The organism is Phenylobacterium sp. (assembly GCF_031360265.1).
Taxonomy (GTDB): domain Bacteria; phylum Pseudomonadota; class Alphaproteobacteria; order Caulobacterales; family Caulobacteraceae; genus Phenylobacterium.
This window is the reverse complement of sequence record NZ_JANMBF010000053.1, coordinates 1-26172: the sequence shown is the minus strand read 5'-3', so window position 1 is coordinate 26172 and position 26172 is coordinate 1. Positions and strand designations below refer to the sequence as shown.

Sequence of the window (26172 nt, the reverse complement as noted above, 5' to 3'; positions counted from 1 at the left end):
GAGGGCGAGTTCGCCTCGCGCATGGGCCTGCCCGGCGTGCCGGCGATCGCCGAGAAGATTATGCTGGAGCGGGACCTGGCGCTGGTGGAGCTGACCGGGGCCCGGCTGCTGGTCGACCAGCTGACCACCGCCGACGCCCTGGAGAGCTTTCGGCGCGGGCGGGACAAGGGCCTGCCGGTCACCGCCACCACCTCGATCAACCACCTGTCGTTCAACGAGATCGACATCGGCGACTACCGCACCTTCTGCAAGCTCGACCCGCCGCTGCGCAGCGAGGACGACCGCCAGGCGGTGATCGAGGCCGTGGCCTCGGGCCTGATCCAGATCGTCGTCTCGGCCCATGCGCCGGCGCCCGCCGAGGACAAGCGGCTGCCCTATGACGAGGCCGCGCCCGGCGCTGTGGGGTTGCAGACCCTGCTGCCCGCGCTGCTGACCTTTCATCACGAGGGCCGCATCCCGCTGATCGACCTGATCCGCACGGTGACCTGCGCGCCGGCCGGCCTGCTGGGCCTGGCGTCCGGCCGGCTGGCCAAGGGGGCTCCGGCCGACCTGGTGCTCTGCGATCTGAACGCGCCGCTGATCATCGACGCCGACCAGCTGATCTCCAAGTCGAAGAACTCGCCGTTCGACGGCCGCCGTCTGCAGGGCAAGGTGCTGCGGACGGTGGTGGATGGGCGGACGGTGTTCGGAGGCTGAGGGTCGCGCGGCTACCGGGCCTCTTGGGTCTTCAGGCTGTCGCGCAGTTCACGGCGCAGGAACTTGCCGCTGGCGTTGCGTGGCAGGGGCGTATCGAGGATCCAGATGTAGCGGGGGATCTTGTGGCGGGCGGTGAGCGCCGCGCAGTGCTCGCGCAGCGCCTCGGCCGTCACCGCCTGGCCCGGCCGCATCACCACCGCCACGCCGACCTCCTCGCCCAGGCGGTCGTCGGCGACGCCGAAGACGCTGCACTCGGCGACGCCGTCGTGCTGGTGCAGCACCGCCTCGACCTCGGCGCAGTAGATGTTCTCGCCGCCGCGCAGGACCATGTCCTTCTTGCGGTCGACCAGGAAGATGAACTGGTCCTCGTCAACGTAGGCCACGTCGCCGGTGTGCAGCCAGCCGTCGGTGATGGACTCCGCCGTCGCGTCCGGGCGATTGATGTAGCCCTTGATCACCGGCGCGCCCTTGACCCACAGCTCGCCCGGCTGGCCCGGCGGCAGGGCCTCTCCGGCCTCGCCGACGATGCGCACGTCGAAGGTGGGCATGGCCCGGCCGCAGCTCGCCGGCTTGTCGACGAAGAAGTCGCCGGCCACCGCGGTGATGATGCCGCAGGTCTCGGTCATGCCGTAGCCGGTGTTGGGCCGGGCAGTGGAGACGGTCGCGTCGATCTTGGCCACCAGGTCCGGCTGCAGCTGCGCCCCGCCGCCGCCGACGCTGAGCAGGCTGGATGTGTCGTAGTCGCCGAAGTTCGGGTGGGTGACCAGTTCCCGGGCCATGACCGGCACGCCGCTGACCCCGCTGACCCGCTCGCGCTGGATCATCTCCAGAGCCTCTGTGGCGTCCCAGCGGTACATCAGGACCATCTTGCCGCCGGCCGCGGTGGTGGCATAGGCCGCGCAGTTGTTGGCGGTAACGTGGAACAAGGGCGTGGTGATCAGCGTCACGGGAATCGGCGGCGGCGCGGTCGGATCGATCGCGACACCGGTCGCCCTGGCGGTCGCCCTGGCGGTCGCCAGAGCCTGGACCTGGCCGGAGAAGATCATGTTGAACAGGTTGGAGATGCATCCCCGATGGGTGAGCTGGGCGCCCTTGGGAAAACCCGTCGTGCCGGAGGTGTAGAAGATGCAGGCGTCGGCGTCGGGATCGACCTCGACCTGGGGCAGGTCTCCGCCATGGGCGACCACGTCGACCCAAGGAACCGAACCGGCGGGCGCATTGTCGGCGCGGACGGCGACCAGCAGCGCGTGGCCCAGAATCTGCGGCTGTTCGGCCAGGCGGGCGATCCGCTCGGCGTCGGCGAACAGCACCTTGGGCTGGGCGTCGCCCAGGCCATAGGCCATCTCGGTCGCGGTCCACCAGGCGTTCATGCCGACCACGGCGACGCCGATGCACGTCGCGGCCCAATAGATCAGCATCCATTCCGGATAGTTGCGCATGGCGATGGCGATGCGATCTCCGGGCGCGACGCCTAGGCTGATCATCCAGTTGGCGACGCTGGCGACCTGGCGGTGAGCCTCGGCATAGGTCATCCGCTCGTCGCCATAGACCAGATAGTCGCGCTCGGAGAAGGCGGCGGTGGATAGCCACAGCGCCCGCACGCTGGGCGGGGCGTGGCGGAACGCCTTGAGGCGCGCACCCCGCACCTCGATCTCAGTGATCTCGAACGGCGCGCCCGGCGCGGTGAGATCGGCCCATGCCTGATTGAGTTCCGCGTAATGCATCCTGGCCCTGCCGTGGTTGTGCGTTTCATCCCGGCTCTTGTGGCCGCTTGATCGGCCACTTAGGCGATGGGAGGCCTGCAAAGGAAGCCCATGGCCTCGGCGCCGGAGCAAAATTCTCGCCGTCGCATCACGAGAGGGTCGGCGAGCCCGCCAACGCAACGCCGCTTTCGCCGCCGACGCCCAGGCGCTACGATTCCGGTGCGAGGGCGCGTCCATGTTCGAAAACCTGACCAGCATCCAGATCGCCGCCGCCCTGATCGGCGGCTACCTTCTGGGCTCGATCCCGTTCGGCGTGGTCGTCATGAAGGCGGCCGGCGCCGGCGACCCTCGGGCCATCGGCTCGGGCAATATCGGGGCGACCAACGTATTGCGCAGCGGCCGGCGGGGACTGGCGGCGCTGACCTTGTTGGGCGACGGCGGCAAGGGCGCGGTCGCCGTGCTGATCGCCTGGCTGGCGACGCGCAACGTCGGCGACGAGGCGCAGGCCACACTGACAGCGATCGCGGGCGGCGCAGCCTTTGTGGGCCATCTGTATCCGGTCTGGCTCGGCTTCAGGGGCGGCAAGGGCGTGGCGACCTTCTTTGGGACCCTGATCGCCGCGGCCTGGCCGGTCGGCCTGCTCGCCGGCGCGACCTGGATCGCCATGGCGGTCCTGTTCCGCTTTTCCTCGCTGGCGGCGCTCGCGGCCGTGGCGCTCGGCGTCATCTATTCAGCGCTGCTGTTTCACCGACCTCTCCCGGTGACGATCCTGTCCGCAGGCATGGCTCTTCTGGTCTTCCTCCGCCACGCGGCCAACATCCGGCGCCTGTTGGCGGGCGAAGAGCCACGCATCGGCGGATCGAAGACGGATGGGTCGGCGGCAGACAATCTCGGCCATAACGGCGGGCCGAAGCTTGAAAGCCAGGCCGACTACTACGGCGACGACAAGAGCGGCCCGACGAAAGCATGAGCGAACTCTCCGGCGCCCAGCGGCGCGACTGGCTGCGCCTGGCGCGGACCGAGAACGTCGGCCCGGTCACCTTCGACCAGTTGCTGCGGCGGTTTGGGACGGCGGGGAAGGCGCTGGCCGCCCTGCCCGACCTGGCCCGCCAGGGCGGCCGGTCCGGCCTGAAGCTCGCCAGCGAGGCGGCCATCGACAAGGAACTGGCCGACGGCGCGGCGCTGGGCGCGCGGCTGATCGCGGCCTGCGAGCCCGAGTTTCCCCAGGCGCTGGCCGCGCTGGACCCGCCACCGCCGCTGATCTGGGCGCGTGGACGAGTCGAACTGCTGGACCGCCCTTGCGTCGCCATCGTCGGCGCCCGGGTGGCCTCGGCGGCGGGACAACGGTTCGCGCGCGGGCTGGCGTCGGAACTCGGCCAGGGCGGGCTGGTGGTGGTCTCGGGCCTGGCGCGCGGGATCGACGCCGCGGCGCATGAGGGCGCCCTGCCCACCGGCACGGTGGCGGTGCTAGGCGGCGGCGTGGACGACGTCTATCCGCCGGAACACAGCGGGCTATATCGGCGCATCGCCGAGACCGGCTGCGTGGTGTCCGAGAGCGAGCCTGGCCGCGCGGCGGTGGCGCGCGACTTCCCACGCCGCAACCGGATCATCTCCGGCCTGTCGCGGGCCGTGGTGGTGGTCGAGGCCGAGTTGCGCTCCGGCTCGCTGATCACCGCGCGGCTGGCCGCCGAGCAGGGGCGCGAGGTGCTGGCGGTGCCGGGCTCGCCGCTGGATCCGCGCGCCAAGGGGACCAACGACCTGATCCGCCAAGGCGCGGCGCTGTGCGAAGGCGCCGAGGACGTGCTGCGCGCGCTGGAGGGCCTACGCGGCTTCCGCGAGCCGGAGCGTAGCGGCTATGTCGGAGCCCCCGCGCCCGATCCCGACGACCGGCTGCGGGCCGCGGTGGCCGCCCTGCTCTCGCCCACCCCGGTCTCCCGCGACGAGATCGTCCGCGCCACCGGCGCCCCCGGGCCGCAGGTTTACGCCGCGCGGGTCGACCTGGCGCGGGCCGGCCGCTGCGAGCTGTTGCCGGGCGGGATGGTCGCGACCGGTTGAGGCCGCAAATTCACCGCAAGCCCGCGAAATACTCCTGGCTGGGACCGGGTCCGACATGAGGACCCACGACACGTCGGAGACCTTCTATGAAGCTCAGGATCGCGATCACCCTGGCCGCGCTGGCGATAGCCGGCTCGGCGGTTGCCCAGCCCGCCGCCGAGCCGGGCGGGTCCGGCGGCCCCTCGCCGGAAATGATGGCGGCGCGGCAGGCCATGCGCCAGGCCTGCGCGGCGGACGTCAAGACGCTCTGCGACGGCAAGATGGGCCGCGAGGCGATGATGTGCCTGCGCGACAACGCCGCGAAGGTCGGCGCGCCCTGCAAGGAGGCCATGGCCAAGATGATGGCCGCGCGGCGTCCGCCCGCGGGCTGATCGGGCGGACCGGCGGCTTGACGGCTGATCCCCTCGTGCGGCATGGCGAAAAAAGAGCCCCTTTAGGGGGCTCCGCGCAAAGCGCCTTCAAGGGCCGTTGACAGGGGCTAGGGGCCGCCCCCACTTTCCGCGTCCTTCAAGCGACCCGGCCGCGCCGGGCGCCTAGCCATGGAACGACAGACCCCGCCCGCATGAACATTGTCGTCGTCGAGAGCCCGGGCAAGGCCAAGCCCATCAACAAATACCTCGGCCCTGACTACAAGGTGCTGGCCTCCTACGGCCACGTCCGCGACCTGCCGGCCAAGGACGGCTCGGTGCGGCCGGACGACGACTTCGACATGAGCTGGGAGGTGGACGCCAAGTCCGCCAAGCGGCTGAACGAAATCGCCGAGGCGACGCGGGGCTGTGACAAGCTGATCCTGGCCACCGACCCCGACCGCGAGGGCGAGGCCATCTCCTGGCACGTGCTGGAAGTGCTCAAGCGCAAAAAGGGCGCGCTGGCCGGCGTGACCGTCCAGCGGGTGACCTTCAACGCCATCACCAAGAGCGCCGTCACCGAGGCCATGAAGGCCCCTCGCGACATCGACATGGAGCTGGTGGACGCCTACCTGGCGCGCCGCGCCCTGGACTATCTGGTGGGCTTCACCCTGTCGCCGGTGCTCTGGCGCAAGCTGCCGGGCTCACGCTCGGCCGGCCGCGTGCAATCGGTGGCGCTGCGGCTGGTGGTCGACCGCGAGATCGAGATCGAGAAGTTCCGCACCCAGGAGTACTGGACCGTAGAGGCCGACGTCTCGGCCGGCGGCGACCCGTTTCTCGCCCGCCTGACCAAGCACCTGGGCAAGCGGCTCGCCAAGTTCGACCTGGGCGGCGAGACCGCCGCGTTCGCCGCCCGTGACGCGGTGAAGGCCGCGACCTTCACCATCACCGCGGTCGAGAAGAAACCCGCGCGCCGCTCGCCGCCGCCGCCCTTCACCACATCGACCCTGCAGCAGGAGGCCAGCCGCAAGCTGGGCTTCAACGCGCAGCGAACCATGCAGGCCGCCCAGCGGCTCTATGAGGGCATCGACATTGGCGGCGAGACCGTCGGCCTGATCACCTATATGCGGACCGACGGCGTGCAGACCGCCCCCGAGGCGCTGGACGAAGCCCGCAGCGTCATCGGCGGGCTCTATGGTCGCGACTATGTGCCGGAGAAGGCGCGGATCTACGCCACCAAGGCCAAGAACGCCCAGGAAGCCCACGAGGCGATCCGCCCGACCAGCCTGGCGCGCAACCCCGGCAAACTTCGCCTCGATCCCGACCTCGGGCGGCTATACGAGCTGATCTGGAAGCGGATGATCGCCTCGCAGATGGAGAGCGCCCGGATCGAGCGGACCACCATCGACCTCGACAGCGCCGACGGCCAGACGGCGTTGCGCGCCTCCGGCGACGTGACGCTCTTCGACGGCTATCTGGCGGTCTATGAGGAAGGCCGCGACGATGCCGATGACGAGGCGGTCAGCAAGCTGCCGGCGGTGACCCAAGGCGCCGCCGCCAAGGTGATCGCCACCCGCGCCGACCAGCATTTCACCGATCCGCCGCCGCGCTATTCGGAAGCCAGCCTGGTCAAGAAGATGGAGGAACTCGGCATTGGCCGGCCCTCGACCTACGCCTCGGTGCTGACCGTGCTGCGCGACCGTGAGTATGTGCGGATGGACAAGAACCGGTTCATTCCAGAGGACAAGGGCCGGCTGGTGACGGTGTTCCTGGAGGAATTCTTCCTCCGCTACGTCGAGTACGATTTCACGGCGGACCTGGAGGAGAAGCTCGACAAGGTCTCGGCCGGCGAGCTCGACTGGAAGGTGTTGCTGCGGGAATTCTGGAAGGACTTCCACCCGAAGACCGAGGAGATCCTGGGTCTCACCACGCGCCGGGTGCTGGACGACCTCGATGCGGCCTTGGCGCCCTTCCTCTATCCGGCGAAGGCCGACGGGTCCGACCCGCGCACCTGCCCGACCTGCGGCGCCGGCCACCTGAGCATGAAGACCAGCCGGTTTGGCCCCTTCGTCGGCTGTTCCAACTATCCGGAATGCCGCTTCACGCGCCCGATCGGCCAGGCGGACGACGGCGAGACGCCTTCCGGCGACCGCGAGCTGGGCACGGATCCCGACACGGGCCTGATCGTGTTCCTGAAGTCTGGCCGGTTTGGAGCCTATGTGCAGCTGGGCGATGGGGAAAAACCAAAGCGCTCAAGCCTGCCAAAAGGCTGGTCGGCGCCGGACATGGACCTGGAAAAAGGCCTGCGCCTCTTGCGCCTGCCGCGCGAGGTGGGCCTGCACCCGGAAGACAGCCAGCCGATCCTGGCCGGCATCGGCCGCTTCGGGCCCTTCGTGCTGCACGCCGGGACCTATGCCAACCTGTCAGGCGCGGACGAGGTGTTCGAGGTCGGCCTGAACCGGGCCGTCACCCTGCTGGCCGAGAAACGCGCCGGCGGCGCGGGTCGGCGCGGCGAGGCCACGGCGCTGAAGGACCTGGGCGCGCATCCCGGCGACGGCGCCCCGGTCCGCGTGCTCTCCGGTCGCTATGGCCCCTATATCAAGCACGGGGCGACCAACGCCAACGTACCCCGCGGGACCGATCCGGCGGCAGTGACGATGGAGCAGGCCGTTCTGCTGCTGGCCGAACGGGCGGCCAAGGGCGGCGGCGGCAAAAAGAAGCCTGCGCGGACGGCGAAGGCCAAGGCCAAGGCCGCGCCGAAGGCGGCGACGGCCAAGGCGCCCGCGAAGAAGAAGGCGGCGGCGAATAAGGCCAAGGCCTCAGCCTAAACTACGGTCATCCCCGCGAAGGCGGGTGTTGGGGAACTTGCATGCCCGTCGCACACGCCAATGGCGTCGACCTCTTTTTCGAGCGCGCCGGGTCCGGGCCTCGGCTGTTGTTCATCTCCGGGACGGGCGGCGATCTGCGAAACAAGCCCAACGTGTTCGACGGGCCCCTGGCGAAAGCGTTCGACATCCTGGCCTACGACCAGCGCGGACTCGGTCGGTCAGAAAAGCCCGACGTGGCCTATTCAATGGCCGACTATGCCGATGACGCCGCGGCCATGATCCAGAGCCAGGGCTGGAACGAGGCCCTGGTGATCGGGGCCTCGTTTGGCGGGATGGTGGCCCAGGAACTGGCGATCCGTCACCCAGCCCGCGTGACGCGCCTGGTGCTGGCCTGCACCTCGCCAGGCGGGGCCGGTGGGGCTTCCTTCCCGTTCCATGAGATCGACCACCTGAGGGGTGAGGCTCGCGCCCGCCACATGATCCCGATCTCCGACACCCGCCGCGACGACGCCTGGGCCAAGGCGCATCCCGACCAGTACGCCCTGTTCGTCGCCATGGGCGCGGCGGACTCTTTCGCCGACGAGCCGGGTCACGCCATGGGCGCGCGGCGCCAGCTCGAGGCGCGCGCCACGCACGACACCTGGGACCGGCTGCCGGCCATCGCCTGTCCGGTGATGATCGCCGCCGGCCGCTACGACGGGATCGCGCTGCCAACCACGCAGGAGAAGATGGCCGCGCGGATCCCCGGCGCAACGCTGCAGTGGTTCGAGGGCGGGCACATGTTCCTGATCCAGGACCGCACCGCGGCTCCGGCCATGGCAGCGTTTCTGACGCAGGCCTAGCTTTCGGAAGCCGCAGGCCCTATATCGCGGCTGCGCAGCGTCGGCCCCAGAGGTCGCGCCGAGTGCGAACGCCCCGGATAGACGGGGTCGCCGCCGGGTTTCGCGCCCCCCTTCACCCGACACTCAAGACACCCAACGAAAGGTGCTAAGCACCCCCTATGCCAAAGACCCGCGCCCCCAAGGGCTCCCGATTCCAGAACAACCCCGCCGGCAAACCTGTCGGCCATTCTCCGGCGGCGCCCCCCTCCGCCAAGCCGACCCCGAAGGCCGCACCCCGGCCGCCGCGCGGGATTCCCGATCGCGACACCCTGCTGACCTACGTTCGCGAGAGCGCCGAAACCGACAAGGCGGCCATTGCCCAGCACTTCGGCCTGAAGGGCGAGGAGCGCCGCGCTCTGCGTCAGATGCTCCAGACCCTGGAGGCCGAGGGCGCGCTGGGCCGCCGCGGACGCCGCGGCTTCGCCGAGGCCGGCGCCCTGCCAGAAGTCGGCGTCGTCGATGTGATCGAGCGCGACAACGACGGCGACCTGTTCGTGAAGCTGACCAAGGGCGACGACGCCCCCCTGGTCGCCCTGGCCCCGGACCGCAAGGGCGACAGCGGTCCCGCGCCAGGCATCGGCGACCGGCTGCTGGTGCGCTTCGTCAAGCTGGAGAGCGGCGAGCACGAGGCGCGCGTGATCAAGTCCCTGGGGGCCGGCGGCCAGCGCGTGCTGGGCGTGATCCGCAAATCGCGGCACGAGGTCCGCGTCGAGCCGGTGGACCGCCGCTCGAAGGACAGCCTGCTGCTCACCGATCCACAGGCCCACAGCCTGCGTGACGGCGACCTGGTGCTGGCCCAGGCGACGACCGCGGAGACCCGCTTCGGCCCCAAGCGCGGCAAGCTGGTGGAGGTGATCGGCCGCGAGGACGAACCCCGCGCCGCCTCGCTGATCGCCATCCACGCCCACGGCATCCCCACCGGCTTCTCCGCCGCCGCCGAAGCCGAAGCCGCCGCCGCGCAGGCCCCGACGCTTGCCGGCCGCGAGGACCTGCGCGACGTCCCGTTCATCACCATCGACCCGGCCGACGCCCGCGACCACGACGACGCAGTCTATGCCGAGCCGGATACGGACCCGAAGAACCCCGGCGGCTGGATCGTCTGGGTGGCCATCGCCGACGTGGCGGCCTACGTGCGCCCGAACTCCGCGCTCGACGAGACGGCGCGCGAGAAGGCCAACAGCGTCTATTTCCCCGACCGTGTCGAGCCGATGCTGCCCGAGGTGCTGTCCAATGGCCTCTGTTCCCTGCGCGAAGGCGAGAACCGCGCCTGCCTGGCGGTGCGGATGGTGTTCGGCGCGGATGGGCGCAAGCGCAGCCACAGGTTCGTCCGCGGCCTGATGCGTTCGGCGGCCAAGCTCTCCTATGAGCAGGCCCAGGCCGCCGCCGACGGCACCCCAGACGATAAGACCGGTCCGATTGTCGCGACCATCATCCAGCCGCTCTACGCCGCCTATGCCGTGCTGCTGAAGGGCCGAAACGTCCGCTCGCCCCTGGCCATCGAAAGCGCCGAACGGCGGATTGTCATCAACCCGGCCGGCGAGATCGCCTCGATCACGCCCCGCGCCTCCCTCGAAGCCCACAAGCTGATCGAGGAGATGATGATCCAGGCCAATGTCTCGGCCGCCGAGACGCTCGAAGGCAAACGTATCGCCCTGATCTACCGGATCCACGACACGCCGAGCCTTGAGAAGGTCCAGGCGCTGGTCGATTTCCTGCAGACGCTGGAGATCGCCTGGTCAAAGGGCGAGGCGCCCGCGACCTTCCGCTTCAACAAGCTGCTCGCCGACACGCGGGAGACTCCCAACGCCGAGATCGTCAACGAGGTGGTGCTGCGCACCCAGATGCAGGCGATCTATTCCACCGAGAACATCGGCCACTTCGGGCTCAATCTGTCGAAATACGCCCATTTCACCTCCCCGATCCGCCGCTACGCCGACCTGATCGTGCATCGGGGCCTGATCGGCGCCCTGGGCCTCGGCGCCGGCGGTCTCTCGGACCGTGACATCTCGAAAATGAAAGACACCGCGGAGAGCATCACCTTCGCCGAGCGTCGGGCCATGGCCGCCGAGCGCGACGCCACCGACCGCTATGTGGCCGCCTTCCTGGCCGACCGCGTGGGCGCGGAGTTCGCGGGTCGGATCACCGGGGTCACCCGCTTTGGCCTGTTCGTGCGGCTGGACGAGACCGGCGCCGACGGCCTGTGCCCGGTCTCCAAGCTGGGAAGCGAATACTTCGTCCACGACGACCGCGCCCACGCCCTGGTCGGCGAGCGCACCGGCGCGCGCTGGCCGCTGGGCATGCGGGTGCAGGTCAAGCTCGCCGAGGCCACGCCGATCACCGGGGGCCTGCTGTTCGAGATGTTGAGCGAGCCCGCCGCGGCCGACCCCAACGCGCCGCGTCCTCGCCTGGGCATGCGCGCGCGCAACGACCGGCGGCCCGGCCAGACGCCCTTCAAGGGGCCGCAGCGCGGGCCGCAGGGCCGACCGAAGAACATCCGCACCGGCAAGAAGGGCGGCCCGCGCCGCTAGTGTGCTGGATCTGACGTTCGCCTTCTTGAAGGATCAGGCTCTGAGCGAACTTCAGATCCAAGAAGCACACTAGAAAACAAACACTTGCTAGTGTCCTCATCGATTCCGAAGTTCGTCCGCACCGGCCTCAGGCGCCCGCGAACTTCGGAATCGGGACACTAGGCGGGTTTCGGCTCTCGCTTCGGCTTCAGGAGCCGGAAAGCGGCGAAGAACACCGGGATCAGCACCCAGCAGTACTGCGACACTCTCACCTCGTCGGCGAGCGCCCCCGCCAGTCCCACGGCGAAGGCCAGCCCCGGACTGGCAGCCCGGCCCATCCGGTAGAGGCGTTCGCGCAGCGTGACGCCGCCAGCCATCAGCCGGCCCCCATCCCGGCTCTGCACGAACACCAGGACCACATTGGCCAGCGACGTCGCGATCAGCGCCAGGCAGTAGACGCTCCACCCCTGCGGTCCCATCGCCGCGCCGCCGACCCAGGCGGAGACGAACGGGATCAGGCAGATCGGGAACAGGAAGACCAGATTGGCGACAGTGGTCGGCCAGTCGAACCGAATCAGCCGCCGGGTCGTCGCCATATGCGCGATCCAGAAGATCGAAATGATCAGGAAGCTGAGCACGAAGGCGAACAGAGGCCCGCTGAGCGGGACAACGTCCGCCGCATGCTCTGGTCCCCCCTCGCCCGGCGGGCGCAGCTCCAGGACCAGCAGGGTCAGCACGATGGCGAACACCGCGTCGGTGAAGAACAGCATGCGGTGCAGCGACCGCTCGTTCAGACCCTCTTGATGCTCGTCCATTCGCTCCCCCTGCATGGCGAGACATACTGCCGCGCGCCCCGCCTTCCGCAAAGGCGCCCTTCCCTCTGACGGTCCGGCGGTCATACAGTTGTTTGATGAGCCAAGCCGACGCGCCTGAATCCCAGTTCCGCAAGCCCGAAGGCCCGCCACGGGTCCCCGGCGCGCGCGCCGTGCGGCCGAAAAACGCCGCCACGGTGATGATCATCCGTCGTGACGGACCCATGCCCCGAGTGCTGATGGGCAGGCGCCACGGCGGCCACAGCTTCATGCCCGACCGCTGGGTGTTCCCCGGCGGGCGTATCGACCGAGCCGACTATCGCGCCCCGTCGGCCACCGAGATGAAGCCTGCCGTGGCGGCTCTCTTCGACGCCTATCTGCCGGCGGGCCGGGGTCGGGCGCTGGCGCTGGCCGCCGTGCGCGAGACCTGGGAAGAGACCGGCCTGTTGCTGGCCCAGCCTGCCCCCGTTCGCCCCGCCTCCGGCCCCTGGCGAGATTTTACCGCCCAGGGCGCGCTGGCCGACCTGGCAGCGCTGGATATCGTCGCGCGCGCCATCACCCCGCCCAGCGTCGGCAAACGGTTCGACACCTGGTTCCTGCTGGCCGACGCCGAACACCTAATGAGTCTGGACCGCCAACCCGACTGCGGCGAGCTGGAGGAGATCGCCTGGGTGGAGTTCGAAGAGGCCCAGGCGCTGCCGCTGCCCACCGTCACCCGGATGATGCTCAAGGAAGCGGTGCTGCGGATGGACGATCCCGGACGGCCAAAGCCGTTCCTGCGCTACAAGGACCGCGCCATGCGGCCCATGCAGCTTTAGCGCCGAGATCGGCGCGCCATTGACTTATGCCGGCGGATTCGTATTTTCCGCGACTCTTCGAACACCTGCCGGCGGCTTCCGCCTGCCTGCCCGTAAGGACCTGCCATGGCGAAGCCCGCCTCCATCAAGATCCGCCTGAACTCCTCGGCGGACACCGGCTTCTTCTACGTCACCAAGAAGAACGCCCGCACCAAGACCGACAAGCTGGTCATGAAGAAGTACGACCCGGTCGTGCGCAAGCACGTGGAATTCAAAGAAGGCAAGATCAAGTAACCTTCTCAAACCACGGATTTGCCAAGAAAACGCCCGGGTCAGCCCCGGGCGTTTTTCGTTTCAGGCACAGGCGTACCAATGACGAAGGCTCGTGAAGTCCTCACCCCCGACCTGCTCGAAGAATACCGCCGCGAGGGCGCGCTGCGCCTGCCAGGCGCGGTTCCGCCTCAGGATGCGGAGGCCATGGCCGCCACACTCTGGCGCAAGATCGAGGCGCGGCCCAAGTCGGAGACCCGCCCTGCGAAACTCTCCTCGCGCACGGGTGAGTTCGACGCCATGGCCAGCCCGATGGTCCGCGCCGTTTTCGACGAGATCCTGGGAGACTGGGAAGAACCGGATCACTGGGGGCTACCCCTGGTCAGTTTCCACACCGGCGAGGCCCGGTGGGACGTGCCCCACGAGCACTGGCACGTGGACCTGGGCGCGCGGCCCACTGACCCAAGGCTGGCGCGGCTGTTTGTCTTTCTGGCGCCGTCGCGGCCGGGCGGGGGCGGCACCGGTTACATCGCCGGCTCTCACCGCCTGGTCCAGGCCCTGGCGGACGCGGCCGGCCGCGCCCTGCCCTCAGCTCAGGCGCGCAAGGCGCTGGCCGCGCGATCACCCTGGTTCGCAGCGCTGACCTCGCGCCCCACGGGTGAAGACCGCATGCGGCGCTTCATGCGCGAAGGGGCGGAGCTGGAGGGCGTAGCCTTGCGGGTCTGCGAGATGCTTGGCGAGCCCGGCGACGCTATCGTGATGCATCCGCTGATGATGCATGCGCCGATGCCCAACACACGGGCGACCCCAAGGATGATGCTGACCCAGTTCGCCTACGGACGGACCTAGGCGGCCTTGGCGATTACGCGGTTGCGGCCGCGGTCCTTGGCTTCGTACATGGCCTCATCGGCGCGGCGGATCAGCGTTTCGGGCGTATCGCCCTCGCCCAGGCTGGCGGCGACGCCGATGGAGATGGTCACGGTCAGCAGTTCCTCGCCGCCCAGCACGCGGAACGGCGAGCCGGCCACCTGGCGGCGGATGCGCTCGGCGATGCGGTGGGCGTGGGCCAGCTCGGTTTCCGGCATGACCACCACGAACTCCTCGCCGCCGAAGCGCACGGCCAGGTCGATGGCGCGCACATTCGAGGCCAGTCGCACGGCGAATTCGCGCAGCACTTCGTCGCCGACCCCGTGGCCAAAGCTGTCGTTCACTTGTTTGAAGTGGTCGATGTCGATCACCAGCAGGGCCACCGGATCCCCGCCGCCGACCACGGCGCGACGGACCAGGGCGTCCAGCTGGCTCTCCATGTAGCGGCGGTTGTGCAGGCCGGTAAGCTGATCGGTGACCGCCAGCTCCAGCGACTGGTCAAGGTTGTCGCGCAGGTAGTCGGTGTAGCGCTTGCGCCGGATCTGGGTTTTCACCCGCGCCGACAGTTCTTGCGGGTCGATGGGGCGGGGCAGCACGTCGTTGACCCCGATTTCCAGAGCCTTGACCAGCCTTGGCCGTTCGTCGAAATCGACGATGGCCAGGATCGGCAGCGAGCGGGTCGCCTCGTCGGACCGCACCTGGGCGGCGAAGCGCAGGCCATCGAAGCTCCTGGCCGCGGCGTTGACGATGACGAGGTCCACGGGGCCGCGCGCCGCGATCAGGGCGGTATCGGGCCGGGTCTCGACCACAGGTCGATGGCTGAGTGACAGTTCACTGCTGACCCGCTGGGCCTGCCGCTCGTTGTCGTCGACGATCAGGATCCGCCCGCCCGAACCATCCAGCCGTGACGCCACGCCGGCGATCACTCCCATCCGTCGACCGGAGGCTTCACGCTCGCGCAACTCGTCGATCACCGATTTCAGGCGCGTCAGGCTGCGCACCCGGGCAAACAGCATCATGTCGTCGATGGGCTTGGTGAGGAATTCGTCAGCCCCGGCCTCCAGTCCGGCCACCCGGTCGACCCGGCCGTCCAGCGCGGTCAGCAGCACCACCGGAATGTGCCGTGTCTCGGGATTTTCCTTGAGCCGGCGGCAAACGGTGAAGCCATCCATCAGCGGCATCATCACGTCCAGCACCACGATGTCAGGCTTCTCGGAGACGGCCAGGACCAGAGCGGTGGGTCCATCCGGGGCGCTGAACACCTCGTAATATTCCGCTTCGAGCTTGGCTTGCAGCAGGCGCACGTTCGCCTCGATGTCATCGACCACCAGGATACGCGCGGACATCGGGTTCAGCCCATCAGGCGCTTGATGGTGTCAAGGAAGTGCGAGACGGAGATCGGCTTGGAGATATAGGCCTCGCAGCCGCCCTCGCGAATCCGCTCCTCGTCGCCCTTCATGGCGAAGGCGGTGACGGCGACCACCGGGATGCCGGCCAGCTCCTCGTCCTCCTTCAGCCACTTGGTGACCTCCAGGCCCGAGATCTCGGGAAGCTGGATATCCATGAGGATCAGGTCCGGCCGGTGCTCACGCGCCAAGGCGAGCGCCTGGAGCCCCTCGCGCGTCTGCAGGGTCTCGTAGCCTTGGGCATCGAGCAGATCATGAAAAAGCTTCATGTTCAGCTCGTTATCCTCGACGATGAGGACCTTCTTGGCCATTCAGGTTCCGGCTCTGTTTTCGAGGACGGCCCGCCACCGCGGACTCCCCCACCACTGACCATGTTCATCCCATGGATATCCTTAAACTTCGTTAGCTGAAGGAGTCGCCTTGGCCGACCCGCCCCCCCTCGCCCGCCCGGCGGCGCCCGCCTTGGCCAGCCTGGGGTTACGACGGGATCGCCCCTTGGTGATCGTCGACGTCGACGAGGTGCTGGGCCTGTTCATGGAAGGCTTTGGGGCCTTCGTCAGCGAGCACGGCTATGAATTGCGCCTCGACCGGTTCGCGCTATTCCAGAATCTGTTCCGGCCCGGCGCCACGGAGCATCTGGAGCTCAGCGAAGGGCGGCGGCTGTTCGACGACTTCTTCAGCACCCGCTGCCACGAGATGGAGCCGGCGCCGGGCGCGGTGGAGGCGTTGCGACGCCTCAGGCCGCATGCGGAAATCCTGATCCTGTCCAACGCCCCGGCTCAGGCCGAGCGATTGCGCGGCCAGTGGCTGGCGCGCCATGGACTTCCCGAGGCGCTGATCCTGTCCTCCGGACCCAAGGGCCCGATCACGGCCGGCCTGGTGGCGCAGAGCGCGGGCCCCACGGCCTTTGTCGACGACCTGCTCTCGAACCTCGATTCGGTCGCCGAACACGCGCCAGGGACCGCGACCTTCCAGCACGTCGCGGACCTGCGTCTACGCCCGCTGGCTCCGCGATCCGACAGGCATCGGCGAATCGACGACTGGGCCGAGCTTGGCGCGGCGATCGAGGCGGTGGTCCGCGCCGGTTGAGCCTGACGCTGGTGGCGCATCGTGTGTGGCCAGTGATAGGCACTGCCGCATGGCCGACCTCATCCGCATCTGGATCGAAATCTCGCACAATGCCGCGTTCCGCACCGGCGGCTGGGCTTTCGTGCTGGCCGAGGGCCGGGCGCTCTCGGGGGCCGCCGGGGGCGAGCGGACGGGATCGCCGGAGCGGATCGCGCTGGCGGGCCTCACCGAGGCCCTGAAGGGCGCGCCGGCCGGCCTGTCGGTGGAGATCCTCAGCTCCGCACCGCTGGTCCGAGGCGCGCCACGCAGATTGGATGCCGCCGCCGAGCCGCCGTCGGACGATCTCGAGCTTTGGGCTCAGCTCGCGACCGCGCTGCGGGGCCGACCAGCGCGCTTCGCCGCCGCCACCAATGGGCCACGCACGCCGACGGGCTTCGCGGTCGCCTGGGCGGAGCTGGCGCGCGACAAGGCCAAGACCGCCGGCGCCTTCCGCGCGGCGATTCCGAAGTTGAATCTCAGCAAGGCCGGCGTGCCCGCCTGACCCTCGCCCCGCCGGCGGCGTTGCGGACCTGATGATCGGCGCGCAGATCGGCTATGAGTGACGCCATGATCCGCATCGGCGTGGACTTCGGCGGGACCAAGATCGAGGCGGCGGCTCTTGACGCCGGGGGCCAGGTTCTGGCCCGCGCCCGGACGGCGTCGCCGGGCAGCTATGACGCCAGCCTGACGGCCGTGGGGGACCTCGTCGCCGAGGTCGAACGCCTGGCGGGGGTGACGGGCGCCAGCCTTGGCGTCGGAATCCCAGGTTCGCCGTCGCCGGCCAGCGGCCTGATCCGCAACGCCAACACTACGCATCTGAACGACCGGCCCCTGCAGGTCGACCTGGAACGGGTGCTCGGCCGCCCGATCCGACTGGCCAACGACGCCAATTGCTTCGTCCTGTCGGAGGCGGTCGATGGCGCGGGCGCCGACGCCTACGTGGTCTTCGGCGTGATCATCGGCACCGGCTGCGGCGCGGGCCTGACGGTGGGCCGTCGGGTGCTGGAGGGCCGCAACGCCATTGCCGGGGAGTGGGGTCATACGCCCCTGCCCTGGCCGACCCCGGACGAACTGCCGGGTCCCGCCTGCTTCTGCGGCCGGCGCAACTGTCTGGAGTCCTGGATCTCAGGCACCGGCTTTGCCCGCGACCATGGGACGGGCCAGACAGGCGCCGCCATCGCCACCGCCGCCCTGGCGGGCGAGCCCAGCGCGGTCGCCTCCCTCGACCGCTACACTGACCGCCTGGCGCGCGGCCTGGCGGTGATCGCCGACATCCTGGACCCTGACGTGATCGTTCTGGGGGGCGGCATGTCCAATATCGAAGGGCTCTACGAACGGCTGCCGGCGGCCATCTCCGGCTACGCCTTCTCCGACGTCTTCACGACCCCGGTGCGCAAGGCGGTCCACGGCGATTCGTCTGGCGTACGCGGCGCGGCCTGGCTTTGGCCGGAGCCGGGCCCGTGAAGGCCCTGTGCCGCGACTGTTTCTGGCAAGGCGAGGCGGCCCCCCGCCGCTGTCCGGCCTGCGCCTCACCGCGCATCGTGACGCACGAACAGCTGGGCGAGCTTTCCATCGCCCATATGGACTGCGACGCCTTCTATGCCTCGGTCGAGAAGCGCGATCGGCCGGAACTGCGGGACCTGCCGGTCATCGTCGGCGGCGGACGGCGCGGCGTGGTGACCACCTGCTGCTACATCGCCCGCGTCAGCGGCGTCCGCTCAGCCATGCCGATGTTCAAGGCCCTGAAGCTTTGCCCGGAGGCCGTCGTCATCCCTCCGGAGTTCGCCAAGTACCGCGCGGAGAGCCAACGCATTCTGGGCATGGCCGGCGAACTGACGCCGCTGATCCAGAACCTGTCGCTTGACGAGGCCTGGATGGATCTGTCGGGCACGGAACGCCTGCACGGCGCCCCGCCCGCCGTCACCCTGGCGAAACTGCAGGCGCGAATCGAGGCGCAGACGGGGCTGACCGTGTCCATTGGCCTGGCGATCAACAAGTTCCTGGCCAAGGTGGCCTCCGACCTCGACAAGCCGCGTGGTTTCTCGGTGATCGGCGACGAGGCGCAGGCCTTTCTGGTGCCGCGCCCGCTCAGAATCCTGCCCGGCGTCGGCCCGGCCATGGCGGCCAGCCTGGAGAGGGGCGGCTTTTCCACCGTCGGCGACCTGGCCCGCGCCGACCCCAAGGACCTGGTCCAGCGCTATGGCGCCCATGGCCTGCGGCTGTCCGCCCTGGCCCACGGCCGCGACCGCCGCGCGGTCAATCCAGGCGAAGTGCGAAAGGGAATCAGCGCGGAGACCACCTTCAATGAAGACCTGAGCGCGCTTGGCGACCTGGAAGACGTGCTGGCGCAATTGAGCGAGAAGGTCGGCCGCCAGGCTCGCGCCAGCGGCCTCGCCGGGCGGGTCGTGACGCTGAAGCTCAGGACAGCCGATTTCCGCATCGTCACCCGCCGTCGCACCCTGCCGGTGGCGACTCAGACCGGCAAGACCCTGTTCGCCGTCGGTCGCGACCTGCTGGCCAGGGAAGCCACGGGCCGTGCCTATCGGCTGATCGGAATCGGCATCGCCGATCTTGTGGAGTCCGACGCGGCGGGGCGCGACTTCTTTGCCGGCGACGAACGCCGGGCGCTGGCCGGCGAGAAGACTCTGGATGCGATCCGGGCGAGATTCGGCGCCGGCGCGGTGATCTCGGGCCGCAGCTTTCGCGCCAAGGCCCAGGTGCGCGACGATTGAGCGGAAAAAGTGCGGCCTGACCCCTGACCAAATTCGCACAGTTGGTCGTTTCGGCGGCGCCCGTGACGATTCGACCCTTCCATATGGGTCGCGTTTGCATATCTAATCGCAGGACGGCGATGCGGCGGCGCCGGCAGGAGACAGGCTTAGATGGCCGAACGTAAGATGGGCGATCAGGACACCGGCATCCGGTCGTCGGTGGTCACCCAGACCAAGCCAAAGACCCAAAAGCCCTCGATGTATCGGGTGCTGATCTTGAATGACGACTACACGCCGATGGAGTTCGTTGTCTATGTGCTTGAGCAATTCTTCAATAAGTCGCGCGAAGATGCGACTCGCATAATGCTCCACGTCCATCAGCATGGCGTGGGGGTCTGCGGCGTGTTCACCTACGAGGTGGCGGAAACAAAAGTGGCCCAGGTTGTTGATACGGCGCGGCGGCACCAACACCCGCTGCAGTGCACCATGGAAAAGGATTAAGGGCCTTTGCCTTCATTTTCGCGACCTCTCGAAGAGTCCCTGCATCGCGCAGTCGCCTACGCCAATCAGCGTAAGCACGAGTACGCCACGCTGGAGCACCTGCTGTTGTCGCTCATCGACGATGAGGACGCGGCCGGCGTGATGCGGGCCTGCGAGGTGGAACTGGGCGCACTTCGCACCACACTCACCAACTATGTCGACACCGAGCTGCGCTCGCTGGTGGTTGATGACGGCGAGGACGCCAAGCCCACCGCCGGCTTCCAGCGGGTGATCCAGCGCGCGGTGATCCATGTGCAGTCTTCGGGTCGCGAAGAGGTCACCGGAGCCAATGTGCTGGTGGCGATCTTCTCCGAACGCGAGAGCCACGCCGCCTACTTCCTGCAGGAGCAGGACATGACCCGCTACGACGCGGTCAACTACATCGCCCACGGTATCGCCAAGAAGGCCGGCGCGACGGAGACCAAGCCGGTGAAGGGCGCCTCCGAGGAAGAGGACAAGCCCACCGTCAAGACCGGCGGCGAGGCGCTGGAAGCCTATTGCGTCAACCTCAACGAGAAGGCCAAGCAGGGTAAGGTCGATCCGCTGATCGGCCGCTCCAGCGAGGTCGAACGCTGCATCCAGATCCTTTGCCGGCGGACCAAGAACAATCCGCTGCTGGTCGGCGACCCCGGCGTGGGCAAGACCGCCATCGCCGAGGGCCTGGCCCGCAAGATCATCAACCACCAGGTTCCCGAGGTGCTGTCCGGCTCGACCATCTTCTCGCTGGACATGGGCGCGCTGCTGGCGGGCACGCGCTATCGCGGCGACTTCGAGGAGCGGGTGAAACAGGTCGTCAAGGAACTGGAGAACCACCCCGACGCGATCCTGTTCATCGACGAGATCCACACGGTGATCGGCGCTGGCGCGACCAGCGGCGGGGCCATGGACGCTTCCAACCTGCTGAAGCCGGCGCTGGCCTCAGGCTCGCTGCGGTGCATGGGCTCGACGACCTACAAGGAGTTTCGCCAGCACTTCGAGAAGGACCGTGCGCTGGTCCGTCGGTTCCAGAAGATCGATATCAACGAACCGACCATCGACGACACGATCAAGATCCTGAAGGGCCTGAAGATCTACTACGAGGAGTTCCACAAGCTCCGCTACACCAACGACGCCATCAAGGCGGCGGTGGAGCTGTCGGCCAAGTACATCAACGACCGCAAGCTGCCGGACAAGGCCATCGACATCATCGATGAGGCCGGGGCCAGCCAGATGCTGCTGCCCGAAGGCAAGCGCAAAAAGATCATCGGCATCAAGGAAGTCGAAGCGGTCGTCGCCAAGATCGCCCGCATACCGCCCAAGTCGGTGTCGAAGACCGACACCGAGGCGCTGAAGCAGCTCGAGACAGACCTGAAACGCGCGGTCTATGGCCAGGACGACGCCATCGACCAGCTGTCGTCGGCCATGAAGATGGCCCGCGCCGGCCTGCGCGATCCGGGCAAGCCGATCGGCTGCTATCTGTTCAGTGGCCCCACCGGCACCGGCAAGACGGAGACCGCGCGCCAGCTCGCCTCGACGCTGGGCATCGAGCTCCTGCGCTTCGACATGAGCGAATATATGGAGCGCCATACCGTCAGCCGCCTCATCGGGGCGCCGCCCGGCTACGTGGGCTTTGACCAGGGCGGCTTGCTGACCGACGCCGTGGACCAGCATCCGCACGCCGTGGTCCTGCTCGACGAGATCGAGAAGGCGCACCCCGACGTCTACAACATTCTGCTGCAGGTCATGGATCATGGGTCGCTGACCGACTCCAACGGCAAGAAGATCGACTTCCGCAACGTGGTCCTGATCATGACCACCAACGCCGGCGCCTCCGACGCCCAGCGCAATTCCATCGGCTTTGGCCGCGGCAAGCAGGACGACGAGGCCGAGGAAGCGATCAAGCGGGTGTTCACGCCGGAATTCCGCAACCGCCTCGACGCGGTGGTGGCGTTCAAGTCGCTGACGCCGGAGATCATCAAGCAGGTCGTCCAGAAGTTCATCATGCAGCTTGAGGCCCAGCTGGCCGACCGCCACGTGACCATCGAGACCACCGACGACGCCGCCGACTGGCTGGCCAAGAACGGTTTCGACGAACTCTATGGCGCCCGCCCCCTCGGTCGGGTCATCCAGGAGCATATCAAGAAGCCGCTCGCCGACGAGATCCTGTTCGGCAAGCTGGTCAAGGGTGGCCACGTCAAGGTGGTGCTGCGCGACGGCAAGCTGGCCTTCGACATCGAGGGCGACGACCGCGAACGCGGCGCGCCGATCATCGAGACTCCAGCGGACATCGCCGAGGCGCTGCCGGTCGACTGATCGTCTTCCGTGCCGGAAGCGGAAGAGCCCGGGCGCAAGCTCGGGCTCTTTGCGTTGGGGTCAGCTGATCTTCGCGGCAATCCGGTCGGCCAGAGCCTTGAGCTCCGCGGGATTGGCCATGCCGCCCCCGGCGTGGCGGGCCAGAGGGACGCCTTCCCACCGCGGGATGATGTGGACGTGCAGGTGGAACACGGTCTGCCCCGCCGTCGCCCCGTTGAACTGCGTGACTGTCAGGCCATCGGGGATGAGCGCCGCACGGACAGCGCGTGCCACGCGCTGGACGCCAAGGATCAGGGGCGACAGCCTCTCGGGCGATTCGTCCAGCAGGTTCCGCGCCGTCGAGTGCTTGGGGATCACCAGGGTGTGGCCCAGGGCCTGGGGGAAGGCGTCCATGAAGGCCAGGACGTGGTCGTCCTCGAACACCCGAGCCGCCGGGATTTTCCCGCGCAGGATCTTGGCGAAGATGTTGCCGTTGTCGTAGGTCCCGTCCAAGCTCATGGCGTCGCTCCTGCGTTCGCGCAGGCCTATCAAATCCGCTCGGAGGGTGGAATGACTGAGGCGCCCGCGGCCAAGCCGGCCAGCATGACCGAACGCCAGGAGAAGTGGTTCGCCTCGGTCCTTGAGAGCATGGCGCGCGAGACCGGCAAGACCGTCGACGAATGGGTCGCCATCGCCCGCACCTGCCAGGAGACCAGACCCAACGCCCGCAAGGCCTGGCTGAAGGAGCACCACGGACTGGGCACCAACCGCGCCAGCATCGTGCTCGCCCGCGCCTTCCCCGCGACCGCCATGTGGGACAAGCCCGACGACCTGCGCGGAACCCTTTGGGCGGACGCCCGGTCTCGGGCGATCCTGGAGGCGGTCGAAGCCGCCGTCGCCGACTATCCGGGCCTGGTGGCCGCCCAGCGGAAGGCGTTCACCGCCTTCTCCCGCGAATTCCAATTCGCCGCGATCAAGCCCGCGAAGAGCGGCGGGGCCGTTCTCGGTTTGGCGGTGACGCCCGACGCTGACCCGAGTCTGGCCGAGCCGAAGGCCGAAGGATGGTCGGAGCGACTGAGGGCAAAGGTGCTGCTGGGCGTCCCGGCTGAGGTAGACGCCTCGATCAGGGCGCTGCTCCAACAGGCCTGGGAGCGCTCATGAAGTTCCTTTCCCGCGCAGCGGGAGAGGGGGACCATCGGCCGTAGAGCCGATGGTGGAGAGGGCGAGCCACCGCATGGACTCCAACGCATCGCTGAAGATCGTCAAGCGCGCCCGGGCTCTCCGAAAGGCCATGACCGAGCCGGAGACCATGCTGTGGTCTCGCCTCAAGGGACGCGGGCGCGGCCAGCCGATTTTCCGACGCCAATTCGCCTATGATTCGATGATCTTCGATTTTTACTGTCCCGCAGCCCGCCTCGCGGTCGAGATCGATGGGGCCACGCATTGGAGCGAGGAGAAACGCGCCAAGGACGAGGCGCGGGACGCTTGGCTGGCGGGACGTGGAATCTTTGTGCTGAGGATCGGGGCTGGCGCGGTCTATCAGGGTCTTGGCGGCGTGGCCGATGCGGTGATCTTGGGAGCGTTGGAACTGATCGCAATGCGGCAGTAGGTCGAGCCTGAGGCTTGCCCTCTCCACCACCCGCTCTGCGGCGGGCGGTCCCCCTCTCCCACTTTGTGGGAAAGGAAGACTCAGTCCCCCTGCTTGAACGGGGAATATTCGTCCGACAGCCACTCCATCTCCTGTTCGACGCCGGCGCGTTCCTGGGCGACGAAGCGTTCGACCGGGCCGCGCAGGGCCGGATCGGCGATATAGTGGGCGGAATAGACCGGCCTGGGCAGGTAACCCCGGGCGATCTTGTGCTGGCCTTGCGCTCCGGCCTCGACCCGGGCCAGGCCTTGGCCGATTGCCCATTCGATCGCTCGATAGTAGCAGAGCTCGAAATGCAGGAACGGCACGTCCTCGGCGCAGCCCCAGTTGCGGCCGTAGAGGCAGTCGTCGCCGATGAGGTTGAGCGCGCCGGCGATCCAGCGCCCGCCCCCTGGGCCATCTGGACGCCGGGCCATGATCAACAGCACCCGGTCGGCCATCCGCTCGCCCAGCATCGAGAAGAACGCGCGTGACAGATAGGGCTGGCCCCATTTTCGCGATCCGGTGTCCATGTAGAAGCCGAAGAAGGCGTCCCAGTGATCCTCGGTCAGGTCCGCGCCGGTGAGGCAGAGGATCTCAATCCCGCAGGCGGCGTCGCGCCGTTCGCGCCGGATGGTCTTGCGACGCCCCGAGGAGAGCGCGGCCAGGAAGTCGTCGAAGGTCGCGTAGCCGCGATTTTCCCAGTGGTATTGCTGGCCTTCGCGCAGCGCCAGGCCCTGTTCACCCATCCAGCACCACTCCTCGGCGGTGGGAAAGTTCACGTGAAATGACGAGGCGCCCTGGCGCTCGCAAAGCGTCAGGGCGCCGCCCAGCAGGAACCGGCGCGCTTCCTCGGAATCGATGTCCGGCCTGACCAGCAGGCGCGCGCCGGTGGCCGGTGTGAACGGCGCCGCGCAGAGCAGCTTGGGATAGTAGCGTCCCCCTGCCCGCTCATAGGCGTCGGCCCAGGCGTGATCGAAGATATATTCCCCCTGGCTGTGGGACTTCACGTAGAGCGGCATGACGGCGGCGACTTGGCCGTGAATATCCTCCACCGTCAGGTGCTGGGGCCCCCAACCGGTTCGCTCGGTAGCGCAGTTCGACTGCTCGAGGGCATCCAGGAAATCATAGAGAATGAAAGGGTTACCGGCGTAAGCTGGGTTTCCGGCGCAGGCGTTCCAGGCATCGCGACCGACCTCGGAGACCCGTCGACAGACCCTGACGGCCGGCTTCAGCGTCGCGACCCGAGTTTCCTTCAAGGCGTAAAGCCCTCGAAGATCAGGTTGTCGCAACCGGCGCGAACGGCTTCCCACTGCGCCAGCTCACGCACAGTCCAGGCGACGATCGGCATGCCCTTCGCGCGATAGTGCGCCGCTCGGGGGCTGGGCAGCATGTCGAGGCCAAGCGCCAGGAAGTGCGGCTGGGCGATCGAGACGTGTTCGAGGTCGGCGAAGCTCGCGCGCTGCGCCTCGGTCATCTGCGGCGCGCGCCGGTAGGAATAGCTGTCGAGGCCCCGCAGCACGCCCGGAAATCGTTCGGCGAACCAGGCGTGGGAATAGGGATTGAAGCCGATCACACACACCGGCCCGCTGTGGTCGATCAGCACGTCGTGGGTGCGCTGCTCGAGCGGCCCCACCTGACCGTAGGGCGTCTTCAACTCGACGTGGACCATGGCGCGATGGCCGACCAGAGCCAGGGTTTCCAACAGGGTCGGAATGCGTTCATCCGAGCCCTTGAGGCGCAGGGCGGAGAGGTCGGCGGCGGTCCTGTCGCGAAGTTTTCCCGCGACCCCGGTCATCCGTTCCAGGTCGTCGTCGTGGAACACCATCGCCTCGCCATCCGCGGATAGCTGGACGTCCAGCTCGATGCTGTAGCCGGCGGCGCAGGCGGCCTGGAAGGCGGCCAGGGAATTTTCCGGCGCTCCGTCAGCGGCCCACAGTCCGCGATGCGCCACCGGCGGATGGAAGAGTCGCTCCCAGGCCTCGCCGAAACCGGGGTTCACGAGATCGCCACCACCGCATCGACCTCCACGGTGAAATTCATCGGCAGGCGATAGACGCCTACCGCCGAGCGCGCGTGGCGACCCAGGTCGCCGAACGCCACGACCATCAGGTCGGAGCACCCGTTCACCACCTGGGGAATCTCGAAGAATCCGGCGGCGACCTGGACGAAACCCCCCAGCTTGACCACGCGGGCCACCCGGTCGAGGTCGCCGTCGCAGGCGGCGCGCAACTGGGCGAGCAGATTGACGCCGCACAGCCGCGCCGCGCGCCGCGCGGTCTCGGCGTCGACGTCCTCGCCGACCACCCCCTTGATCCCTCCCGAGGCGTCGATCGACACCTGGCCAGAGATGTGGACAAGCCCGCCGACCCGCACGAACGGGACGTAGTTGGCGACGGGCGGGTTCGGCTGCGGCAGGACGACGCCCGCGGCGGCCAGGCGATCTTCGACGTTGGACATCCGCAACCTCTAACCCCGACCTCCTTACGAGAAAAGGCCCGGAGCATCGCTGCTCCGGGCCTTGACGCCCATCGGCCCGAAGGCCGTACGCGGGATAGAAACTTAGCGGGCGGCCTGCAGGCGCTCGACCATGGCGGTCATGCGCTCGTTCAGCGGCTTCATGCTGTCCTTTACCGAGGCGGAGACGGTTTCGGACATGCGGCCCATCTCGGCCATGTAGGTCTCCAGCGCCGACTTGGCGAAGGAGGTCTGCAGCTCGACGACTTCCTGCACGCTCTTGGCCGAGG

Annotated in this window: 26 protein-coding genes and 1 pseudogene; 18 read left to right on the top strand and 9 right to left on the bottom strand. The window is 68.3% G+C overall.

Features of this window, described 5'->3' with window-relative positions:
• Nucleotides 1-696, top strand: a 696-nt coding sequence (locus tag RMN86_RS04735; RefSeq protein ID WP_309604682.1) for an amidohydrolase family protein, incomplete at its 5' end; no start/stop codon positions are given.
• 11 nt (nucleotides 697-707) lie between these two features.
• Here the strand turns inward: RMN86_RS04735 and RMN86_RS04730 are convergent.
• Nucleotides 708-2420, bottom strand: a complete 1713-nt coding sequence (locus tag RMN86_RS04730) for a class I adenylate-forming enzyme family protein (RefSeq protein WP_309604681.1) — start codon at nucleotides 2418-2420, stop codon at nucleotides 708-710.
• Nucleotides 2421-2634: 214 nt separating this feature from the next.
• Between RMN86_RS04730 and plsY the strand changes: the two are divergent.
• The 6 genes and pseudogenes from plsY to rnr form a co-directional block, all read left to right on the top strand.
• Nucleotides 2635-3264, top strand: a pseudogene (plsY, locus tag RMN86_RS04725) (glycerol-3-phosphate 1-O-acyltransferase PlsY); the annotation flags it as partial.
• Between the two features lie 101 nt (nucleotides 3265-3365).
• A complete protein-coding gene (gene dprA / locus RMN86_RS04720; RefSeq protein WP_309604680.1) occupies nucleotides 3366-4454 on the top strand; it encodes a DNA-processing protein DprA in 1089 nt (362 codons plus the stop codon).
• 86 nt (nucleotides 4455-4540) lie between these two features.
• On the top strand, nucleotides 4541-4825 hold the full coding sequence (locus RMN86_RS04715) for a hypothetical protein (protein WP_309604679.1): 285 nt from the start codon (nucleotides 4541-4543) through the stop codon (nucleotides 4823-4825).
• A 191-nt stretch (nucleotides 4826-5016) separates the two neighbouring features.
• Entirely contained in the window at nucleotides 5017-7629 is a 2613-nt protein-coding gene (gene topA / locus RMN86_RS04710; protein WP_309604678.1) for a type I DNA topoisomerase, read from the top strand.
• 41 nt (nucleotides 7630-7670) lie between these two features.
• Complete coding sequence (locus tag RMN86_RS04705) at nucleotides 7671-8471, top strand: alpha/beta hydrolase (protein ID WP_309604677.1); 801 nt, start codon at nucleotides 7671-7673, stop codon at nucleotides 8469-8471.
• A gap of 158 nt (nucleotides 8472-8629) precedes the next feature.
• Nucleotides 8630-11038 carry a ribonuclease R gene (gene rnr, locus RMN86_RS04700; protein WP_309604676.1) on the top strand — a complete coding sequence of 803 codons (2409 nt, stop codon included), beginning with the start codon at nucleotides 8630-8632 and terminating at the stop codon, nucleotides 11036-11038.
• 158 nt (nucleotides 11039-11196) lie between these two features.
• On the opposite strand, the gene RMN86_RS04695 is transcribed toward rnr, so the two are convergent.
• Nucleotides 11197-11832: a TMEM175 family protein gene (locus tag RMN86_RS04695; RefSeq protein WP_309604675.1), complete on the bottom strand. Its 636-nt coding sequence runs from the start codon at nucleotides 11830-11832 to the stop codon at nucleotides 11197-11199.
• Nucleotides 11833-11927: 95 nt separating this feature from the next.
• On the opposite strand from RMN86_RS04695, the gene RMN86_RS04690 reads away from it, so the two are divergent.
• The 3 genes from RMN86_RS04690 (at nucleotide 11928) to RMN86_RS04680 (ending at nucleotide 13745) form a co-directional block, all read left to right on the top strand.
• Complete coding sequence (locus RMN86_RS04690) at nucleotides 11928-12647, top strand: NUDIX hydrolase (protein ID WP_309604674.1); 720 nt, start codon at nucleotides 11928-11930, stop codon at nucleotides 12645-12647.
• 105 nt (nucleotides 12648-12752) lie between these two features.
• Nucleotides 12753-12920: a 50S ribosomal protein L33 gene (gene rpmG / locus RMN86_RS04685; RefSeq protein ID WP_215340033.1), complete on the top strand. Its 168-nt coding sequence runs from the start codon at nucleotides 12753-12755 to the stop codon at nucleotides 12918-12920.
• A gap of 78 nt (nucleotides 12921-12998) precedes the next feature.
• A complete protein-coding gene (locus RMN86_RS04680; RefSeq protein WP_309604673.1) occupies nucleotides 12999-13745 on the top strand; it encodes a phytanoyl-CoA dioxygenase family protein in 747 nt (248 codons plus the stop codon).
• On the opposite strand, the gene RMN86_RS04675 is transcribed toward RMN86_RS04680, so the two are convergent.
• Entirely contained in the window at nucleotides 13742-15109 is a 1368-nt protein-coding gene (locus RMN86_RS04675; RefSeq protein ID WP_309604672.1) for a PleD family two-component system response regulator, read from the bottom strand. The two genes, RMN86_RS04680 and RMN86_RS04675, sit on opposite strands and share 4 nt — an antisense overlap.
• A gap of 5 nt (nucleotides 15110-15114) precedes the next feature.
• Complete coding sequence (locus RMN86_RS04670) at nucleotides 15115-15480, bottom strand: response regulator (RefSeq protein WP_309604671.1); 366 nt, start codon at nucleotides 15478-15480, stop codon at nucleotides 15115-15117.
• 187 nt (nucleotides 15481-15667) lie between these two features.
• Here RMN86_RS04670 and RMN86_RS04665 point away from each other — a divergent pair, with 187 nt between their 5' ends.
• The 6 genes from RMN86_RS04665 to clpA all read left to right on the top strand — a co-directional run bounded on the left by RMN86_RS04665 (nucleotide 15668) and on the right by clpA (nucleotide 21819).
• Complete coding sequence (locus tag RMN86_RS04665) at nucleotides 15668-16258, top strand: hypothetical protein (protein WP_309604670.1); 591 nt, start codon at nucleotides 15668-15670, stop codon at nucleotides 16256-16258.
• Nucleotides 16259-16307: 49 nt separating this feature from the next.
• Nucleotides 16308-16778, top strand: a complete 471-nt coding sequence (locus RMN86_RS04660) for a hypothetical protein (RefSeq protein WP_309604669.1) — start codon at nucleotides 16308-16310, stop codon at nucleotides 16776-16778.
• A gap of 65 nt (nucleotides 16779-16843) precedes the next feature.
• A complete protein-coding gene (locus tag RMN86_RS04655; RefSeq protein ID WP_309604683.1) occupies nucleotides 16844-17740 on the top strand; it encodes an ROK family protein in 897 nt (298 codons plus the stop codon).
• Nucleotides 17737-19008, top strand: a complete 1272-nt coding sequence (locus tag RMN86_RS04650; protein WP_309604668.1) for a DNA polymerase IV — start codon at nucleotides 17737-17739, stop codon at nucleotides 19006-19008. Before RMN86_RS04655 ends, RMN86_RS04650 begins: the two co-directional genes overlap by 4 nt.
• A 150-nt stretch (nucleotides 19009-19158) precedes the next feature.
• Entirely contained in the window at nucleotides 19159-19488 is a 330-nt protein-coding gene (clpS, locus tag RMN86_RS04645) for an ATP-dependent Clp protease adapter ClpS (protein ID WP_309604667.1), read from the top strand.
• A 6-nt stretch (nucleotides 19489-19494) separates the two neighbouring features.
• Complete coding sequence (clpA, locus tag RMN86_RS04640; protein ID WP_309604666.1) at nucleotides 19495-21819, top strand: ATP-dependent Clp protease ATP-binding subunit ClpA; 2325 nt, start codon at nucleotides 19495-19497, stop codon at nucleotides 21817-21819.
• Nucleotides 21820-21879: 60 nt separating this feature from the next.
• Here clpA and RMN86_RS04635 read toward each other — a convergent pair whose 3' ends face one another.
• Nucleotides 21880-22317: an HIT family protein gene (locus RMN86_RS04635; RefSeq protein WP_309604665.1), complete on the bottom strand. Its 438-nt coding sequence runs from the start codon at nucleotides 22315-22317 to the stop codon at nucleotides 21880-21882.
• A 51-nt stretch (nucleotides 22318-22368) separates the two neighbouring features.
• Between RMN86_RS04635 and RMN86_RS04630 the strand changes: the two genes are divergently transcribed.
• On the top strand, nucleotides 22369-22959 hold the full coding sequence (locus RMN86_RS04630; RefSeq protein ID WP_309604664.1) for a DUF4287 domain-containing protein: 591 nt from the start codon (nucleotides 22369-22371) through the stop codon (nucleotides 22957-22959).
• A 49-nt stretch (nucleotides 22960-23008) separates the two neighbouring features.
• Entirely contained in the window at nucleotides 23009-23407 is a 399-nt protein-coding gene (locus RMN86_RS04625) for a DUF559 domain-containing protein (protein WP_309604663.1), read from the top strand.
• Between the two features lie 80 nt (nucleotides 23408-23487).
• On the opposite strand, the gene RMN86_RS04620 is transcribed toward RMN86_RS04625, so the two are convergent.
• The 4 genes from RMN86_RS04620 to phaP all read right to left on the bottom strand — a co-directional run.
• On the bottom strand, nucleotides 23488-24684 hold the full coding sequence (locus RMN86_RS04620) for a GNAT family N-acetyltransferase (protein WP_309604662.1): 1197 nt from the start codon (nucleotides 24682-24684) through the stop codon (nucleotides 23488-23490).
• A complete protein-coding gene (locus RMN86_RS04615; protein WP_309604661.1) occupies nucleotides 24681-25427 on the bottom strand; it encodes a glycerophosphodiester phosphodiesterase family protein in 747 nt (248 codons plus the stop codon). Before RMN86_RS04615 ends, RMN86_RS04620 begins: the two co-directional genes overlap by 4 nt.
• On the bottom strand, nucleotides 25424-25885 hold the full coding sequence (locus RMN86_RS04610; protein WP_405041308.1) for a RidA family protein: 462 nt from the start codon (nucleotides 25883-25885) through the stop codon (nucleotides 25424-25426). Before RMN86_RS04610 ends, RMN86_RS04615 begins: the two co-directional genes overlap by 4 nt.
• A 102-nt stretch (nucleotides 25886-25987) precedes the next feature.
• Nucleotides 25988-26172 (bottom strand): TIGR01841 family phasin (phaP, locus tag RMN86_RS04605; RefSeq protein ID WP_309604659.1); only part of this gene is annotated, 185 nt, incomplete at its 5' end.